Source organism: Caldisalinibacter kiritimatiensis (genome assembly GCF_000387765.1).
Lineage (GTDB): Bacteria > Bacillota > Clostridia > Tissierellales > Caldisalinibacteraceae > Caldisalinibacter > Caldisalinibacter kiritimatiensis.
In genome coordinates this window covers 1-19551 of record NZ_ARZA01000219.1, presented here as the reverse complement: position 1 = coordinate 19551, position 19551 = coordinate 1, and the positions used below count along the sequence as shown (strand labels likewise).

The following is a 19551-nucleotide window of genomic DNA, read 5'->3' as shown; positions in this document are numbered from 1 at the left end:
TATTTTTTTTACTAATTTTCTGTGGATAAGTTTAATTTTGTATTTTGCAACTATCTATAAAAATTTTTTATATTTCCAATTGATTTCAGTAACTTAATTATATCATTGCTCTTTATATAAAGCAAGAACTTTCTAAATCTTTTTTTTATTTTTTTTATAATGTACGTAGTAAAAATCCTTATTTAACAAATCAAATTCATACCACCTTATATTTAGACTTTAATATTTACTTTTTCTTTTTTAAATTAATATATCCTCTAACATCCTGTAAATATTCTTCACCAATTCTTTTTATTATTTCATTATTTACCGAGTCATACTTTTTATTATCTATAGTCGTTATAGGTAACACATTTACTGAAGTTCCTGTCATAAATAATCCATCGATTTCATCTAAATTATCCACATGCACATTTTTTTCTACTACATTTATACCTACATTCTTACATAAGGCAACTATACGTTTTCTTGTAACTCCCAATAATACATCTCCTGCTGGTGCTGTATAAACACTATTATCCTTTACAAAAAAGATATTTGACCTACTTCCCTCGGTAATATATCCTGCACTGTTTACTAGTATAGCTTCATATGCTTTTTCTGCTTTTATTTTTTCATTGACCTTTTCTCTAAAGGACGTATTTACAACTTTAGCATTAGGATTTTTCCTTTCACTATTAAATAAAATAGTATGTATTCCTCTATTATACATTTGTTTTGTAGGATAATGACTTTCAATAAAATATACTAAAATAATTTGATTCTTTTCAGTTAAATTACTACATAGTAACTTTATATTTAAATTTGGTGAATTATTCACCTTTATAAGTCTTGATATTTGATTTATTATTTCTTCATTTGATTTGAATATTTCATATCCTAAAAGCTCAGCTGATTTTCTCATTCTATATATGTGGTCTTCAAAGTATAGGGGTATACCATCAATTACCCTTATTACTTCATATATAGAGGGAAATCCAATTTGATTAAATATGTCCATATTATCCGTAGAATATACATCTCCATTTAAAATGTAATAATCTAAAATAGCTTCATTTTTCAATTTTTTTGCTCCTTTCATCAAACTCATTTTTCTTATGATGCTAATATTTAACTTACATATATAGTATATACAAACATCCCCCAATAATAAAAGGGTTTAAAAAAGCGAGCATAGCTCGCTCCGCTAGGGGAACCTAGTTCCCCTTCGGCGGATATTTAACATCCTGAGCACCCCTCTTAAAACGGCAGGGGACCCTGTCCCCTACAATCCCTATTTTTTATTCTCTTAGAAAATTTTCTGTACTACTTAGTTCAGTATTTATCCATGTTCCAGCAATTCAATGAGTTATACTTTCCTATAGAATAAAAAAGCTTCATTATATATTCAGGAGCTTATAATACCTTTATTTTAAACTTTTATTTTTATAATACCCAGCCACTATCATCAATGAATCGAAAAAAATTGCTAATTGAGCTACATTTCTTAAAGAATTATGTAATAAGAAACTTATACCCCCTAAAGTAATAATTATAATCATTGAAAAATATTTTAAAGCTATCCTTCTTTTTTTACTTATGATAGGCTTATTTGGATGGTCAACTGGTGCATATATGTATGATATAATTAATGAAATTAAAATCAATAAAACACTTACTTGAAAGTTAAAACTAAATTTTGTTCCTATAAAAATTATAATAATAAAAAGTATGAAAGTAGTCCTAAAACATTTCCAATAAGTATCTTCATGATATCCTCCTGTTATCCCTCTTAATAGTCCAAAGAATATTACTGACACAAAATATTGCTTTACTACTCCAAATACCGTAAATACTGATAAATATATTAGAAATTTAGAAAGCTCATTTAAAAGACATTCCATTCCAAATCTTATTTTTTTCATTTGCAGTTCTGTTAGATTTGAATCATTTTGTTTGATAGCATCAGCTATATTCTGTGCTAGCTTCCTCATACTCTAAACTCCTGACTTTAAATTTAATTAAGAATTCGGTTTCATTCTCATTACTAGATACAGTAATCTCTCCACTATTCTTAGAAACTAGCTTTTTTACTATATATAGTCCAAATCCATGATCTTCTTTATTGCTTTTTTTAGTTGAAAATCCATCCTGAAAAATCTTAGATAAAAGCTCTTTAGGTATCTTTTCTCCATTATTAGCAATAGATAAGTAAAATTCTTGATTTTCAATATATGTACTTATAGAAACTACTCTGTCATCAGGCTTGTGAATTAATACTTCAAAGGCATTATCTATAATATTACTTATTATACTAATCAGGTCATTATCACTTATCGATATACATGTTAAGGGTTGTTCGAAGTCCACTTCAAAATTAATATTATTTTCAAAGGCATAATTGCTTTTTACGGCTAATAATCCATCGATATAATCATTCCCTGTACTATAAAAGTGATAGGAACCCTTTAAATTTACAGATAATTTTTCTAAATATTTTTTTATTCTTTCCACTGTATTAGGTTTGTTTATCATGCACATAGCATAAATTGTATTAATATGATTAGCAAAATCATGTTTTTCTCTTCTTATAATGTTTACTATAGTTTCAAGATTGTTTACATATTCTTTTTGCAAATTAAACTTTTTTTCAATCTTTATTAGCTTAATTCTCTCTATTTGGTCTAAGATTCCTAATGCTAAGTATATAATAAATAAAATAAATAATAAAATTTCATATAAAAATATATCTGTTTTACTATTCACTATATAATTCAAACTAAATATAAATGTCCCCATAAAAAATGCACCTAATAATGAATGATAAACAGCTGTAGTTCTATAATGAGTTGAAAACCTTTTTATTAAAGGAGACTGTCTCTTTTTATATATTAATACAGCTATTGATAGTTCTAGTACTTTAGATATTGAAGCTAAACTTAATCTCACTGTTGGAATATCCATTATCTTATTAACACTAAGATTTAAGAATAAAGTTGCCACTAAAACAACTATTAATTCAATAATAAGTATGTAAATAGACGATATTATTACAGAAATAAGAGAAACAAATAATGGAGAATTAGTAATAAAAGATAATATCAATATACTAAACACTACAATAACAATAGTATGATATCCCGTAGGCATACTGGATGCTATCCAAAATGTAAATATAGCATAGCACAATATAAACAAAGTAATTCTAAGTTTGTTTTTGTTTATAAAATCCTTTCTATTAGTTAAAAGTAAATATATAATTAATATGTTCATTGATTCTAATATAGAAAATAAAACCTCAGTTATTAAGTTATAGTCAATCATTCCTGCCACCCCTTTTCTCAAATAAGGGACAATAAATCCCTTATTTGAGTAATTCTTTTGGACATTTTACTTGGTTAAAAAACCACATTGTAGTAGATGACGCTGCAGTATTAGCTACAACTATAGAGATTATCCCTAGGAAATGTAATACGTTTTTTCTAATTATTTTTTTCAACATTTTCCCCTCAACCCCTTTCTTTTAAACTACTTTTGATATTTACTTTTAACACTTGTATGTCAAAAGTAAACTTTGGTTAACATATTTTACAATTATCCCCATGAATAATTTTATCATTTTTTCTTCTTTATGTATATGTAACATTTCATATTTCTAACCTTCTTCTCCAGCCTTTTTTAGAACCTTTAAAATATTAACCTCATAGCTTTCTCTTACTTTTTTAAGTAGTTTAATACCTCTGTCACAATACTCTGCCACGGATAATACTAAATAGTGTTCGAAAATTTCTGACATTTTATCGTTGCGTTTCATAATTAATCTTAATTCTGCCTTAATTCTGTAAACAATTCCTAACTCATAAGGGCTTTTTAACTTTCTGGCATATTTATCTGCTCTTTTTAAAGATTTCAATGCATCTGAATAAAATCCTTCTTTACACAATAATAACGCCATATATCCTTCACCTATACAACGCCCCCAACTAAGTCCAAACTTTTCATATACTTTTAGAGCCTTTTTAAAATACATTTTAGCTCTATAGTAATCCCCCATTTCAAAAGCTCCTTGACCAGCATTGATATTAAATATACCTGTTCCCTTTAAAACTTCATTATCTTCACATATTTTAATAGCTTTATCATAATACTCTAAGGCATTTGAAAATTCAATATTTAATCGTTTGATTTCTCCTATATAGTTATATGAAGCAGCAATATTTAATGAATATTTGTTATATAATAAGTCTAATTTACTTAATACATCTATAGAATCTTTAAATAAGCTTAATGCTTCATCATATTCTCCTGTCATCATCTTATTTAAACCCTTTAGCCTTAATAATATGCCTTTTTCATCCTCATATCCATAGTCATTAGCTACTTTAAGACCTAACTTTACGTGCTTGTCCATCAATTCAATGTCATGTACTTGTATACTGTAATAAATTATCTGTTTATGTCCTTTTAAAATATATTTATACTCATTAATTTTTTTAGCATATTTTATAACATTTTCTATAAACTTAATTCCTTCTTCATATTCACCTTGTCTAATTAAGTATCTACCTTTCATATATAAATAAGCTATCTCGAATCTAGCTACTTTATCAAATCTATATTCCTCATTTTTTATCTGTTTTAACATTAATTCAATATTATTTAAATATTTCTTTGCCTTATCGTTGTCTATATACAATTCTGTTGTTTTTTTATAATTGCTATTTAATACAGGAAATAATTCGTGAGCAAAATCTAAATATACATTTGTATTTTCAATAGTATATTGTAATTCTTTTAATCTATTTCCTGCTTTTGAAAAATGATATATTAGTTTAGAATATAACGACACATCTCTTTTGCTACCTTCTAATCCTTTTTCCAGTATTGTAGCTATCTTATTATGAAAAACAACTCTTTTAGCAATGGGCTGTTGTAAATAAACAAACTCTCTCAACTTTTGATGTGTAAATCTATAAGCTATTTGAGAATTATTAATTTCTTCTTTTATTATAAACTTATTTTTTAGTTCTTCTATTTGATTTATTATTTCAATTTCTCTTTTTCCAGTAGCCTCTATTAAAATTTTAAGATTAGCTTCGTCAAAAAATAAAGATATTATATGCAAAAGATTCTTTCCTTCCTGACTTATGTCAGCAAATCTACTTTTTAGTATATCCTGCATTTTCAATGTCATAAAATCTACATTGCCTTTTTCCTTAATACTATTCAGAAATTCTACTAGAAAGAATGTATTGCCTTCTGTTTCTTTGTAAACCTTTTCTTTTAATCTTATATCTAATTTTTTATTTGGTAAGGCATTATCTATAAAATCCATAACCTCTGTTTTATTAAACCTATTGAGTGTTATTTTGAGTAACTTATTATCCTTTAAAGCTGACGAAATAAATGTATTTATTTTTTGATTATTTATATTTCGACAAGTTCCTATAAAAATAATGTTTTTGCTCTTTTCTTGCAATACAACTCGTCTTAATAATGATAGACTCATATCATCAATCCATTGTAAATCATCGAAACTTAAGATTATCTTTTTGTTTTTACTAATTGTTTTTAATAATTCTATCATAGTATCTTCTACAATTTGATACTTTAGTGTATCTATATTTTCTATTGGGTTAATCTCTATTTCTTCTCTCTCTGAAATAAAACCTGGAAATATACAACAAATTATTTTTTTCCAAGAATATGGTATGGTTACATTTTCGTTTTTGATAATATTCCTCAATTTTGAAACTATACTATGCCACGGCTTTAATATATATTCTCTTTCTGCTTGATAACAAGCTGTCTGTAATATATACACATTTTCTCTATTAACTGTATCTAAAAACTTATCACTTAATTTTGTCTTACCAATCCCTGCTTCTCCGTATATTATTACAGATTTGAAGTCTATATCATTAATAAAATTATTATAGTTTTCCTCAAGCAAATACAATTCTTTATGCCTTCCATAAAAAAAATCTTCATTATCTAATTTATAACTATTATTTCGAGTATATAATATATCATTATAAAGCTTTCTCGTCTTTAACTCTGGACTAACTCCTAATTCCCTTTGAAGAACTTCTGTTAATTTATTATAAATTAATATAGACTTATTCAATAATCCCTTATTTTTATAGACCTGCATTAACGCTCTATACGCTTCTTCATTAAATTCATCTAAATTAATTAATAACTTAGCACATTTTTCTACATCATCAAATTTTTTATTTTGTAAACTTTGTTTCATATTATTATGTATCTTTTTAATATATAAACTTTTATAGTACTCTTTTTTATTTAACATCCATTCTTCAAATTTGGGTGCTTTATCAATCGTAAATCCCTGTAGAAATTCTCCTAACTCATTATAATTATCATTAATAAAATCTAAATTTATTTCTAAAGATATATCAGGATTAAGCTTAACTATTCTTCGCTTTGGTGAAATAATTATATTTGTATCTAAGGTTTTTCTTATTTGATACATTGCATTCCTTAAATTCTTCCTACCTGCTGTTTCTGTTGTATTACCCCACAATAACTCAACTAATTCTTCTCTAGTAGCCTGTTTTTCAATTATTAAATAATAGAATAAAGCTTCTGCTTTTTTAAAAGGAAATAAAATTTTTTTATTATTTTTTATAACTTCAGGAGTACCCAACATTTTAATTTGAATATAATCCATAATATCACTCACTATCTTTATTCTAATTACCATATTCTACATATATTCGATTTTCCCTTCTAATTTTTGTATTTTATTTATTTTAAAAATTAAAGCCACCTTTTGATATTTATTTTATCAAAAGGTGGTTTCGTTTTCCCATTATATTACACTATATCTTAATAAATACCTGTTACTAGATAGAATAGTGAAATAAAGAATGAAGCCGCTATAGGTAATACAATTGTATTGAAAGCTATATCTTTATAACTTTCTTTATGAGTAAGCTGACAAACTGCTAGTAATGTAATTACTGCTCCACAGTGTGGTAATGAGTCTAAACCACCCGCTGCAACTAACATAATTCTGTGTAGCGCTTCTGGTGCTAGTCCCATTGACAAAAATTCTTTTGATAAAACATCTAAAGCTATAGCTGTACCACCTGAAGAAGAACCAACGATACCTGCAAGTAGTGTAGTTGAGATTCCTACTTTAAATACTGAAGGAATTCCTAAAGAAACTATTCCCATTTTTACTGTTGTAAATGCTGCTAATGATTTGATTACTCCACCGTATCCAACCTCTGATGCTGTGTTGAATATAGGAAGAAGTGCTCCTACTGCACCATCGAATACTGTTTTATTACTATTAGGTATGAACTTTCTCATAGTTATAAGTATGAAAACTACTGCAATACCAAGACCTAATATAACTGGCCATGTACCATTTACTGCTCCACCAGCTGCTTCATATTTTTCTACAACTGATGGCATTTTGAAATACCATTTTGTAAGTACAGTATTTATTACAAACACGATTAATATTGGAGTAATAGCTAAACCAAAACTTGGAATATTATCATCTAACTCATGTAAGTTTTCATTTGGATGGTCTCCGTATCCTTCACCATTTTCCATTAACTTCTTAGCTCTATAGTTAAGATAGTAATTACCTCCGAAGAACATAATCGCTGCAGCAAGTATACCTAAAACTGGTGCTGCATAAATATCTGTTCCAAAATAAACAGTAGGCATTGTATTTAGATATTGTGGTGACCCTGGAAGGGCTGTCATTGTGAATGTAAATGCACCTAATGCAATAGCACCTGGTAATAATCTCTTAGGTACATTTGCTCTTCTAAACAATGTAGCTCCAATTGGATACATTGCAAAAACAACAACGAATAAAGAAACTCCACCATAAGTTAATAATGCTGTTGCAACTACAACTGCTGTTATAGCTCTTTTTTCACCAAATTTTTCAGCAATAAAATCAGCTATAGCAGTAGCAGCTCCTGTTACCCCCATAAGCTTACCGAATATCGCTCCAGCTAAGAAAACAGGGAAATATTTAGAAATATAACTTGTCGCTGCTGGCATAAATACCTCAGATAATGCATGAAGTGGTGGCAATTCTCCTGATACTAAAACTGCAATCATTGCCAAAATTGGTGCTAATACAAGTACTGTTACGCCTCTATAGGCAAAATACATAAGTCCTGCTAAAGTTAAAATAATAGCAATAACTCCTAACATTACTTTACCTCCTCTAGTTTTTGTTTGATTTATTTTATATCTCTAAAACATTTAGTTTTAGAGTTTTTGATGCATATCTTACTTTTTTATTGTTGAGGGACTTATAGTCCCTCAACAATTAATTAAGCTATTTCTAAGTTCATAGACTCGTCTGTAAAAATACTTGAATCCATTTCTTTTAAGTCTCCAGATATAATAGGTTCGAATCCCATTTGGGCTAATATATCCTTTTGTAGGTCTACTCCTGGAGCTATTTCCTTAAGAACTAGTCCTACTTCTGATAATTCAAATACAGCTCTTTCAGTGATGTATAGAATAGGTGTATTTGTTTCTACTGCATATTCTCCACTGAAAGTAACTTGCTCTACTTCCTCTACAAATTTCTTAACCTTACCTTCATTTAATATTTCTAATTTACCATCTTTAGCTTCTACTTTTAATCCTCCAGCTGTAAATGTACCACAGTAAACAACTTTTTTAGCGTTTTGTGTAATATTAATAAATCCACCACATCCAGCTATCTTTGGACCGAATTTTGATACGTTAATATTACCTTTCTTATCACATTGAGCTAATCCTAAGAATGCTAAATCTAATCCTCCACCATCATAGAAGTCAAACTGATATGGTTGGTCTAATATTGCTTCTGGATTTGATGAAGCTCCGAAGCTTAATCCTCCAGCTGGAACTCCTCCTACAGGACCAGACTCAACTGTTAATACCATTTTATCTCCTTGTCCTTCTTCATTAGCAACCATAGCTATTACTTCTGGTACTCCTATACCAAGGTTAACTACTGCACCTGACTTTAATTCCATAGCTGCTCTTCTAGCAATAATCTTTCTAGGGTTAAGTGGGTATTTTTCTATTGAATCAACAGGTACTAATGTATTTCCTGAAAAAGCTGAATTATAGTAATGTTCATATGTTTGCATATGATTTTCCTCTTCTTCAGCTACTACTACAGCATCTACATATATTCCTGGTATTTTAACTAATTTAGGATCTAATGAACCTGCTTTTACTATTTTCTTAACTTGTACGATTACTTTACCTCCAGAATTTTTACATGCCGCTGCTATAGAAAGAGCTTCTAATGATACAGCTTCCTCTTCCATAGTAATATTTCCATTTTCATCTGCATATGTTCCTCTTAATAAAGCTACATCTATTGGGAATGTTTTATAAAATAAGTACTCTTCATCGTCAATTTCCATAACTCTTACTATATCTTCCTTTGTTATATCATTAATTTTTCCACCCTCAAGTCTAGGGTCAACAAAAGTTTTTAATCCTACATGAGTCAATGTTCCTGGTTTTCCTGCTGCTATGTCTCTAAACATATGAGAAATTACACCCTGTGGAAGGTTATAAGCTTCTATTTTATTATCTAATGCTAGTTTTTGTAGTTTAGGTACTAATCCCCAGTGTCCACCTATTACTCTTTTCACTAGTCCTTCATGTCCAAAGCGATTTAATCCTCTATCTCTTCCATCTCCTTGTCCCGCTGCATAAACTAATGTTAAATCCTTTGGACTTTTTTCCTCTAGAAAGCGTTTTTCTAAAGCCAATTCAACTTCTTCAGGAACTCCAATCCCAACGAAACCTCCTGTGGCAACTGTTGAATTATCTTGTATCATTTTTACTGCTTCTTCTGCTTTAAGTACTTTAACTCTCATTTTTTTACCTCCCTTTTAATTTTTTAATTACATTATATATATGTAGCAATTACCATGCCAAATTTTCATTTAAAGTTTAAGTTTGTTAATTTTTTTTCAAAGTTCCCATAGCTACTGTAATTCAAAGTTGTCTTAAAAATCTGAATTTACAGCTATTGTTTATAAAAAAATCGACAGCATGTAAAAACATTTTACATGTTGTCGGTTTTCTAACTATACTCAAGCTATTATGTTATTTTACAGCGATGTAAATTAAATTTACATGTATATTTTTTATTCATCTTCTAAATTGTATTGCTTTATCTTATTATATAGCCCTGCTCTACTTATACCTAATATCTTAGATGCTTTATTCTTATTACCTCCACATTCTTTTAAGCACTCTGATATTACTTCTTTTTCTACCTCTTCAATAATTTCTTTTAAGTATCTACTCTTTAATTTATATTTCTTTAACTTGTTACTGGTAAGCCTTGTTGGTAAATGCTCTGGTTTTATTACTAAATCAGAATCAAGTAAATTTATAGCTCTTTCAATTACATTTTCAAGCTCCCTAATATTGCCAGGCCAATCATAAGTCATAAGATAATCAATAGCTTCTTTTGAAATCCCCTCTACATACATTCCTAGTCTTTTGGCTATTTTTTTCCTTAATGCCTTAGCTAAATCTGGTATATCCTCTTTTCTTTCCCTTAAAGAAGGTATTGTTAGTTTTATAACATTAAGTCTATAATAAAGGTCTTCTCTAAATTCTCCGTTCTTAACGCTTTCCTCAAGCCTTTTATTTGTTGATGCAATAATTCTTACATTTACTTTTCTAACTACGTTACCTCCTACCCTCTCAACTTCTCTTTCTTGTAGAACCCTTAAAAGCTTCGCTTGCATGTGTAAAGGCATATCACCTATTTCGTCTAACAGTATAGTACCTCCATCGGCCAATTCAAACTTACCTTTTTTACCGCCTTTTTTCGCTCCTGTAAATGCTCCTTCTTCATAACCAAACAATTCTGATTCTAGTAAATCAGCCGGTATTGCTGCACAATTAATCTTTACAAAAGGACCTGAGCATCTTTTGCTTGCATTATGAATCGCATGTGCAAATAGCTCTTTACCTGTCCCACTTTCACCATATATCAAAATATTAGAATCAGTTAACGCTGCCTTCTTAGCCACTTCTTTTATTTGTCTAATTTTAGAAGAGTTACCAACAATACTATCAAAGGAATATTTTGCTTGCCTTTCTTTATTTAATTCACTTTTATAATACTGAATTTCTTTTTCTAAGTTAGTAATTTTTCTACTTAAGGAGTAAAAATCTGAAATGTCTTTAAACATTACTTTACCAACCGAACCAACAACTTTACCATTTTTCTTTATAGGTATTCTCATAGGTATCATTTTATTGCCCTTTATCTCTTGTACCCCACCTATCTCTTTTACTCCGGTTTTAGCCACAATATGCATTCTTGTATTCTCTATAACTTCTGTAACATGCTTACCTTCTGGTTTTTTTTCATTTAAAAATTCCTTATATGCATCACTCATCATCGTAATGTAGCCTTTTTCATCAACTACCACAATCCACTCATCAAATGCATTTATAATTGTATCTAAAATGTCAATATAATCTTTGTCTTCATGTAATTCTCGCTTTAATTTATTATACTCTGTTATGTCATAAAATACTGCAAAAGCTCCTTCAACCTTATCAGCTACTTTAACAGGGACTCTGTTTACTATAAACTCTTTTCCATTCACAGTTATCTTCTCATGTAACTCCTTTTTTCCAGTTTCTATAACCCTTAATAATCTACTCTTGTCTACAACATCTCTAATGCATTGTCCCATACACTCTTCGTTTATTTCTAGTAGCTTTTTAGCTTTATTGTTCATAACTATTATTCGGCCTTTTTTATCAATACCTATGAGTGCTTCATTAATATTGTTTATAAGTGTTTTAAAACTTTTTTGTATTAAATTCATATTACTCCCTCACTATCCATTAATAATGTACTAAAAGTTTATACAAATGATTAGTTTGATAATTTGTTAACAACTTCTATGGTTAATTATAACATCCGTTAATATGTAATTACAAGAACGTAAAAATGTACTCTTCATTAAAAAATATTGTATCATTTTTTCGAATTTTGTCACAAGTTTTATACAATATTTTTGTCTACAATAAAACTTTTTAGATAACAAAAAAGTAGGAGAGTACTGAATCTCCCCTACTTCAAATATTACAGAATAATATTTTAGCTTAACCTAAATGTTGTGTTGTATATGTATTACTTCATTATTTAGGAGGCATTACTGTAGCAACACCTTTTAAAACTACATCTCCATTTTGGTTTGTGCAAACTGTATTTAATTTAATTCTGTTCTTTTCTTCATTCTTTTCAATTACTTCAACTTCTGCTTTAATTGTATCTCCAAATCTTACTGGAGCTGTAAACTTAAGCTCTTGACCTAAATAAATTGTTCCTGGTCCAGGTAATTTCATTCCTAACACTGCTGAAATTAATCCTGCTGTTAGCATACCATGTGCAATTCTACCTTTAAACATAGTTTTTTCAGAAACCTCTTGGTTAATGTGTGCTGGATTTAAATCTCCAGTAATACCTGCATATAAGTAAACATCTGTTTCTGTTATTGTTTTTTGAAATGATGCTTTATCACCTACATTTAATTCTTTAATAGTTAATCCTTTCATTATATATACCCCCTATTTTTATTTTTGAGTTTGATAAGTTTTTAACTTAACAAACTTATTGTAAAATAAAGAGCTTTACTGAGTCTGCCGCCACTTCCTTTAGGTCGCCAGCTCAGTAAATAAACTCTTTCTTTTATTGACTATATCTAATTTTATCTCTCTACAACAACAGCTGTACCTTGCCCTCCACCTATACAAAGTGTGGCAAGACCAGTTTTGCTATCTCTTTTTAGCATTTCGTATATTAATGTAACTAAAATTCTTGCTCCTGAAGCCCCTATAGGATGACCAAGAGCTATAGCACCACCATTTACATTTACTTTTTCTGTATCTAATCCTAAATCCCTTACAACTGCTAATGACTGAGCTGCAAAGGCTTCATTTGCTTCAATTAAATCTAAATCTTCTACTTTCATATCTACTTTTTGTAATGCTTTTTTAGTAGAAGGTACAGGTCCATATCCCATTATACTTGGGTCTAATGCTGCTGACGCATATGATTTAATAGTTACTAATGGTTTAACTCCTAATTCTTCTGCTTTTTCTTTTGACATTAACACTAAAATAGCTGAACCATCATTTATACCTGAAGCATTACCTGCTGTTACTGTACCATCTTTTTTAAATGCTGGTCTAAGCTTAGCAAGTTTCTCCATAGTTGTTCCGAATCTTGGATGCTCATCAGTATCTACAACAATTGGTTCTCCTTTTCTTTGTGGTACTTCAACTGGTACTATTTCATCTTTAAATCTACCCTCTTTAATAGCTTTTTCAGCTCTTTGCTGACTCACAAGTGCAAACTTATCTTGGTCTTCTCTTGATATATTCCACTGTTCTGCTATGTTTTCTGCAGTTATACCCATGTGATAGTCATTAAATACATCCCATAATCCGTCTTTTATCATTGAATCAACTAATTTACCGTCACCCATTCTCTGCCCCCATCTTGCTTTATCTAAAAGATATGGAGCATTACTCATACTTTCTGTTCCACCAGCTAAAACTACATCTGCATCTCCTAACATTATTGCTTGAGCTGCCAAGATAACTGACTTAAGACCAGAACCACATACTTTATTGATAGTCATTGCTGGAGTAGTCTCTGGTAAACCTGCTCCTAAAGCTATTTGTCTTGCTGGATTTTGTCCTTGTCCTGCTGATAATACATTACCTATTATCACTTCATCTACGTCTTCTTCCTTTATATTAGCTCTTTTGATAGCTTCCTTAGCTGCAACTACACCTAAGTCTACTGCTGACATCTTGGCTAAACTCCCACCAAATGTTCCTATAGGAGTTCTTGCTGCCCCTACTATAACCACTTCTCTCATTTTTATTAACCCCCTCTTAATTTTTTACTTATCATAAGTATATTGCTAAAAATGTAATAAGTCTAGTTTTATATATCACATATATCATACAGATTAAAAGAAATATTATTTTCTGTATAGTAAAAGGTTTTCATTTGATTTAAATGCAATAAATATACCAATTTATATTTTATCCTATATAATTTAATTAGTTTAATATAGCTATATAGCTTTAATATGTCAATATATCAATATTAAAAGAGAGTTGAGAAATTTTATAATGTTTTCTCAACTCTTTTTTATAAACATCTCATCTTTAAAGAAACTTAATTGTTTTGTTCAATTTATTTACATATTATTATATATTTTGCTCTTTTCATGTATATATAAAGGATTATATTGTGTCCAATACTTTTACATGTATTATTTTTTTACACTTTTATTATAACTTAGCCTCTTTAAGTATTTCTTTTTCCATTTCTACTACTTTATCTTCTAATTCCTTTACTTCCTTATTAACCTTCTCAACAAACTCTTCGTCTTTTATTGAGCCTAAATTGATTTTTACATTATAAAGTGCTGATAATACTGCTGTTCTTGCTAACATTGCACTAACAGCTCCATCTGTGACAGCATTTTTATTGCCCTTTTTAATTATTTCTAATATATTAGGCATCATTTCAAATGCTTCTTTGGCCACATCTAAAGGAACTAAAGCGGCTTCTTTAAATGCTTCCTGAATTTCTACTTTTCTTATTTTCTTTTCTTCTTCAGTGTCTTTAGGTAATTTAAATGCTCTCATTACTCTATCGAATGCATCTGCATCTTTATCTATATTATGCATAAATTTATCTCTCAATTGAGAAAAGGATTTAGTCAATTCTTTCATCTCATCTTCTACATTTTCATATTTTTTCTTTCCTATGGTTAAGTTAGCTACCATTTCAGATAATGCTGCAGATATTGAAGCACTTAATGCTGCAACACTTCCTCCCCCTGGTACAGGAGAGCTAGATGCTGTTTTATTTAAAAACTCTTTTATACTCATATCAGATAACATATTATCACCTCTCTTATGTTATTCTTTTTATTTTAATTACGTTTTTTCTCATAAACTAATCTACCGTTTTTTACTACCTTTTCTACAGTATTTACCCCTATATGATATGGGATATATTTATATGATGGATATTCTAATATCACTAAATCTCCTTTTTTACTCACATCTATACTACCTATTTCATCTGCTCTATCAATAGCAGCTGCCCCATTAATAGTAAAGGCTGTAACTGCTTCCTCTGGTGTCATTTCCATATAAAGAGTTGCTAATGCAAATATTAAAGGTATAGACTCTGTGAAACAACTACCAGGATTTAAATCGGTAGCTAATGCTACTGCACAGTTGTTGTCAATCATATATCTTGCTCGTGCATAAGACTCCTTCAAGCTAAATGCCGTGCCTGGTAGAAGTGTAGCAACCACTCCTGTTTCAGCCATCTTCTTTACTCCATTATCAGAAACTCTAAGTAAGTGGTCTGCTGATATAGCTCCAAGTTCACAAGCAAGTTCTGCGCCACCTAATTGTACTATTTCATCTGCATGAATTTTTAATTTTAATCCTAATTTTTTAGCTTCCGATAGAAGTCTTCTTGATTGTTCAATGGAAAATACATTTTTTTCGCAAAAGATATCACAAAACTCTGCAAGTTCATTTTCAGCTACTTCAGGCATTACTTCGTTTATCATATAATCAATAAATTCATCTTCTTTGCCTTTGTATTCCTTAGGTATTGCATGGGCTCCAAGAAAGGTCTTTACTATATCAACGTGATGAATTTTATCTAGTTCATTCATTACCTCTAATTGCTTAATTTCTGTTTCAAAATCTAGACCGTATCCACTTTTTCCTTCAACCGTAGTTACTCCAAAGGAAAGCATAGAATCTAGTCTTTTTTTACCCTCTCTTAATAATTCATTTTTAGTTGCTTTTCTAGTTGCTTCTACTGTATTTACTATACCTCCACCACGCTTCATTATTTCCATATAGCTATCTCCACGAAGTCTCCATGAAAACTCTTCTGCTCTATAACCCCCAAAAACAAAATGGGTATGGGAATCAACAAAGCCAGGTAAAACTGCTTTATCAGTAGCATCTATAACTTTATATTCACTTTCCTCAATCTTAGAAAGAATATCTTCTGTTTTGCCAACTTCTTTTATTATTCCATCTTCAATTACAACTGCTCCATCGTATATAATATTAAGCTCAGACATTTCTTTACCCTGCTTAGCTTTAAATCCACTACAAGTAACCAATTCTGATGCATTTTTTATTATTAAATTCCCCTTCACCTTATCACCCCTTACGCTTTCAATCACTCCATAAGTCTACTCTCAAGTATTTGGTCCATTGAGAAATCTTCTACTCCTAAATAATACACTGCTGTATCAATTAATGCTTCCATAGGTACAAGCCCAATTATCTCACTTCCTACTACGTTTACCCCATATCTTCTTGCTTCTATCTTTATTAATTCAAATGACCTATAAAGAGCTGTCTTGGTATAATCTGTCATATTCATAGAAACTTGTACTATTCCTCTATCCTTTAATTCCACTCCAATAGCTTTACAAAATCTTAATCCACCACTGGAATGTCTTACTCTTCTAGCAATTTGATTAGCTATATCTAAGTTATCTGTATCAAGATTTACATTAAAGGCTACTAGTGGCATACGTGCACCCACTGCAGTTACCCCCGCTGTAGGATGAATTTCTGCTGGACCGAAATCAGGCTTCCATTCAGGTTCTTTAATTTTTTCAGCCATTCCTTCAAATTGTCCTTTTCTTATTTTTGATAGATTTTGTCTTTGTGGTGTTATCGCTGACTTTTCATATAGAAATATTGGTAATTTATATTTTTCTGAAGCCTCTTTAGCAACTTCCTTTGATAATTCAATAGCCTCTGTCATGCTTATGTTTTTAATTGGGATAAAAGGAACTACATCTATTGCTCCCATTCTAGGATGCTGTCCTTCATGTTTTGTCATATCTATAACATCTATTGCTACTCCCATAGACTCTATTACTGCTTTTTTTACAGCTTCAGGCTCTCCAACAACAGTTACCACAACTCTATTATGGTCTTCATCCCTTTTATAGTCTAAAAGCTTTACTCCCTCTTTCCCTCTATAAGGGGCTACTATTTTGTCTATCTTTTCTAAGTTTCTACCTTCACTATAATTTGGTACACACTGAACTAACTTCTTTTCATTTGCCATTCTATCTCATCCTTTCTTTTAGTTCTTGGTTCTTAGTTCTTAGCTCTTAGCTTACAACTTGCTATGAACTAAAGACTGTATACTAAGAGCTGTATCCTAGCTTTCCGTTCTTGAGGAACGCCCACGTTCCTCAAGTTATTGTTTTAGTCGATGGACGAGAGCGTCCATCGACAACATAAAGTTAAATTTCTTTATACGCTTTCTCCACTAATTCCTTAACCATGTCATGGTTTGCAATATATGGTAAAGTAATATGGTCAGTCCCCGCATTCATTTTGTTATACTCAATACCAGTCTCTAAAGAATTTTCATTTCTAGCCCATGCACGTCTTGCTACACCACCCATAACATCCCATGGAATAGCTGTTTTAATAATATTATCAACTCTTTCACTACCATCTAATACTAATCCAAATCCTCCGTTTATAGCTTTACCTATGCCAACGCCACCACCATTATGCAATGCAACCATACTCATACCTCTAGAAATATTACCTGCAAAACAATGAGTTGCCATATCTGCCATCACATTACTTCCATCTTTTATATTAGAAGTCTCTCTAAATGGTGAGTCAGTACCTCCAGTATCATGATGATCTCTACCTATCATTACTGGACCTATTTCTCCATTTCTAACCATTTCATTAAACTTAAGAGCTATATTCATTCTTCCTAAAGCATCTTGATATAATATTCTTGCTTGGGTTCCCACTACTAAATTGTTCTTTTCTGCATCTCTTATCCATACATAATTATCTCTGTCTTGTCCCCTTCTATCTGGGTCTATACATTCCATTGCAGCTTTATCTGTTTTTATCAAGTCTTCATGCTTACCACTTAAACACACCCATCTAAATGGTCCATAACCATAGTCAAATAACATCGGCCCCATTATATCTTCAACATATGATGGGAATATAAATCCTTCGCTTTCATCTTTACCATTTTTAGATATTTCTTTAACCCCTGCATCATATACAGCCTTCATGAAGCTATTACCATAGTCAAAAAAGTAAGTTCCTCTATTAGCAAGAATCTTTATAAGCTCAAAATGTTTTCTAAGAGATTCATTAACTAATTTTTTAAACTTAGCCTTATCCCTATTAAGTAGCTCAGTTCTCTCTTCAAACGTAAGTCCTTGAGGACAATATCCTCCATCATAAGGTACATGACAAGAAGTTTGGTCTGATAATAAATCAATGTGTATATTATTCTTAACTGCATATTCTAATAAATCCACAACATTACCATAATAAGCTATAGCTATTGATTCATTTCTCTCCTTATATTCTTTAGCCATTTTAAATACTTCTTCTAGATTATCAGAAACTTTACTTATCCAACCCTGTTCAAGTCTAGTTTGTATCCTTGAATAATCAACCTCTGCAATTATTCCAACACCATTAGCTATTTCAATTGCTTTACCTTGAGCACCACTCATTCCTCCAAGACCAGAGCTAACAAATAATCTTTCCCTTAAATCTCCGTCTTCTGATATACCTAGTTTTAATCTTCCTGCATTTAATATAGTGTTATAGGTTCCATGGACTATTCCCTGTGGCCCAATATACATCCATCCTCCAGCAGTCATCTGTCCATAGTTTGCTACTCCCATTGCTTGGGCTTTTATCCATTGCTCTTGATTGTCAAACATTCCTACCATTAAAGCATTAGTAATTATTACTCTAGGACTTTCAGGTCTTGATTTAAAAAGACCAACGGGATGTCCTGAAGCAACAACCAATGTCTGTTCATCAGTTAATACTTCTAAATATTTTTTTATTAATCTATACTGCATCCAATTTTGACAAACCTGTCCTGTTTCTCCGTATGTAACAAGCTCATAGGGATATAATGCAACATCAAAGTCTAAATTGTTATCAATCATTACTTGTATTGCCTTTCCTTCAATACAATTACCCTTATATTCATGGATAGGTTTTCCTTTTATTCGTCCTTCAGGTCTAAATCTGTATCCGTATATTCTCCCCCTAGTCATAAGTTCTTCTAAAAATTCTGGAGCTAATTCTTCATGTAGCTCTTCCGGTACATAACGCAATGCGTTCTTAAGTGCTATCTCTGTTTCCTTTTTCGTTAGTGTAAATTCCCTCTTTGGAGCTCTTCTTATGCCCTCTTCAAATTTAGGCATTGGTGGTAATTCTGGGTCTAGTTTTATTGTCATAGCATTAGAAATATCCAAGTTACTAATCATGTCCCACTCCCCTTTATTGTTTTTTATTATTATATAACTCTACCGTCATAAAAACGTCAAAAGAGAAATTTATAAACAAAAACATGCTTGTAAACATAGAAACTAATTTTTATTTTTTTGACTTATGGTTGATTTTTTTATGTCTAAATTGTTCTTATATAGTGTA

14 protein-coding genes are annotated in these 19551 nt (G+C 30.4%); all 14 read right to left on the bottom strand.

The features are described 5' to 3' along the window. Window positions 1–226: 226 nt before the first annotated feature. Window positions 227–1063, bottom strand: a complete 837-nt coding sequence (locus tag L21TH_RS09885) for an aminotransferase class IV (RefSeq protein ID WP_034429879.1) — start codon at window positions 1061–1063, stop codon at window positions 227–229. 343 nt (window positions 1064–1406) lie between these two features. Continuing rightward, complete coding sequence (locus L21TH_RS09880) at window positions 1407–1973, bottom strand: accessory gene regulator ArgB-like protein (RefSeq protein ID WP_006315135.1); 567 nt, start codon at window positions 1971–1973, stop codon at window positions 1407–1409. Next, a complete protein-coding gene (locus L21TH_RS09875) occupies window positions 1945–3303 on the bottom strand; it encodes a sensor histidine kinase (RefSeq protein WP_006315133.1) in 1359 nt (452 codons plus the stop codon). Before L21TH_RS09875 ends, L21TH_RS09880 begins: the two co-directional genes overlap by 29 nt. 40 nt (window positions 3304–3343) lie before the next feature. Next, window positions 3344–3478 (bottom strand): cyclic lactone autoinducer peptide, encoded by a 135-nt coding sequence (locus tag L21TH_RS14095; RefSeq protein ID WP_006315131.1) that lies wholly within the window; start codon window positions 3476–3478, stop codon window positions 3344–3346. A gap of 156 nt (window positions 3479–3634) precedes the next feature. Beyond that, on the bottom strand, window positions 3635–6673 hold the full coding sequence (locus L21TH_RS09870; RefSeq protein ID WP_006315129.1) for an AAA family ATPase: 3039 nt from the start codon (window positions 6671–6673) through the stop codon (window positions 3635–3637). 158 nt (window positions 6674–6831) lie between these two features. Further along, window positions 6832–8187 carry a GntP family permease gene (locus tag L21TH_RS09865; protein ID WP_006315127.1) on the bottom strand — a complete coding sequence of 452 codons (1356 nt, stop codon included), beginning with the start codon at window positions 8185–8187 and terminating at the stop codon, window positions 6832–6834. A 122-nt stretch (window positions 8188–8309) separates the two neighbouring features. Continuing rightward, complete coding sequence (locus tag L21TH_RS09860) at window positions 8310–9866, bottom strand: acetyl-CoA--acetoacetyl-CoA transferase subunit alpha (protein ID WP_006315125.1); 1557 nt, start codon at window positions 9864–9866, stop codon at window positions 8310–8312. Window positions 9867–10139: 273 nt separating this feature from the next. After that, window positions 10140–11849 carry a sigma-54-dependent Fis family transcriptional regulator gene (locus L21TH_RS09855; protein ID WP_006315123.1) on the bottom strand — a complete coding sequence of 570 codons (1710 nt, stop codon included), beginning with the start codon at window positions 11847–11849 and terminating at the stop codon, window positions 10140–10142. A gap of 316 nt (window positions 11850–12165) precedes the next feature. Beyond that, window positions 12166–12582 carry a MaoC family dehydratase gene (locus L21TH_RS09850; protein WP_006315121.1) on the bottom strand — a complete coding sequence of 139 codons (417 nt, stop codon included), beginning with the start codon at window positions 12580–12582 and terminating at the stop codon, window positions 12166–12168. A 152-nt stretch (window positions 12583–12734) separates the two neighbouring features. Then, on the bottom strand, window positions 12735–13913 hold the full coding sequence (locus tag L21TH_RS09845; RefSeq protein ID WP_006315119.1) for an acetyl-CoA C-acetyltransferase: 1179 nt from the start codon (window positions 13911–13913) through the stop codon (window positions 12735–12737). A gap of 421 nt (window positions 13914–14334) precedes the next feature. Beyond that, on the bottom strand, window positions 14335–14952 hold the full coding sequence (locus L21TH_RS09840; protein WP_006315118.1) for a cyclodeaminase/cyclohydrolase family protein: 618 nt from the start codon (window positions 14950–14952) through the stop codon (window positions 14335–14337). Between the two features lie 32 nt (window positions 14953–14984). Continuing rightward, window positions 14985–16244 carry an imidazolonepropionase gene (gene hutI, locus L21TH_RS09835; protein ID WP_006315116.1) on the bottom strand — a complete coding sequence of 420 codons (1260 nt, stop codon included), beginning with the start codon at window positions 16242–16244 and terminating at the stop codon, window positions 14985–14987. Between the two features lie 23 nt (window positions 16245–16267). After that, a complete protein-coding gene (gene ftcD / locus L21TH_RS09830; protein WP_006315114.1) occupies window positions 16268–17173 on the bottom strand; it encodes a glutamate formimidoyltransferase in 906 nt (301 codons plus the stop codon). A gap of 181 nt (window positions 17174–17354) precedes the next feature. Then, entirely contained in the window at window positions 17355–19385 is a 2031-nt protein-coding gene (locus L21TH_RS09825) for a urocanate hydratase (protein WP_006315112.1), read from the bottom strand. Between the last annotated feature and the right edge of the window lie 166 nt (window positions 19386–19551).

Excerpts from the sequence above, each read along its gene's own strand:
- L21TH_RS09875 (WP_006315133.1), bottom strand. The coding sequence starts at position 3,303 with ATGATTGACTATAACTTAATAACTGAGGTTTTATTTTCTATATTAGAA.
- L21TH_RS09880 (WP_006315135.1), bottom strand. The coding sequence starts at position 1,973 with ATGAGGAAGCTAGCACAGAATATAGCTGATGCTATCAAACAAAATGAT.
- L21TH_RS09860 (WP_006315125.1), bottom strand. The coding sequence starts at position 9,866 with ATGAGAGTTAAAGTACTTAAAGCAGAAGAAGCAGTAAAAATGATACAA.
- L21TH_RS09825 (WP_006315112.1), bottom strand. The coding sequence starts at position 19,385 with ATGATTAGTAACTTGGATATTTCTAATGCTATGACAATAAAACTAGAC.
- L21TH_RS09865 (WP_006315127.1), bottom strand. The coding sequence starts at position 8,187 with ATGTTAGGAGTTATTGCTATTATTTTAACTTTAGCAGGACTTATGTAT.
- L21TH_RS09840 (WP_006315118.1), bottom strand. The coding sequence starts at position 14,952 with ATGTTATCTGATATGAGTATAAAAGAGTTTTTAAATAAAACAGCATCT.
- ftcD (WP_006315114.1), bottom strand. The coding sequence starts at position 17,173 with ATGGCAAATGAAAAGAAGTTAGTTCAGTGTGTACCAAATTATAGTGAA.
- L21TH_RS09855 (WP_006315123.1), bottom strand. The coding sequence starts at position 11,849 with ATGAATTTAATACAAAAAAGTTTTAAAACACTTATAAACAATATTAAT.
- L21TH_RS09845 (WP_006315119.1), bottom strand. The coding sequence starts at position 13,913 with ATGAGAGAAGTGGTTATAGTAGGGGCAGCAAGAACTCCTATAGGAACA.
- L21TH_RS09870 (WP_006315129.1), bottom strand. The coding sequence starts at position 6,673 with ATGGATTATATTCAAATTAAAATGTTGGGTACTCCTGAAGTTATAAAA.
- L21TH_RS09850 (WP_006315121.1), bottom strand. The coding sequence starts at position 12,582 with ATGAAAGGATTAACTATTAAAGAATTAAATGTAGGTGATAAAGCATCA.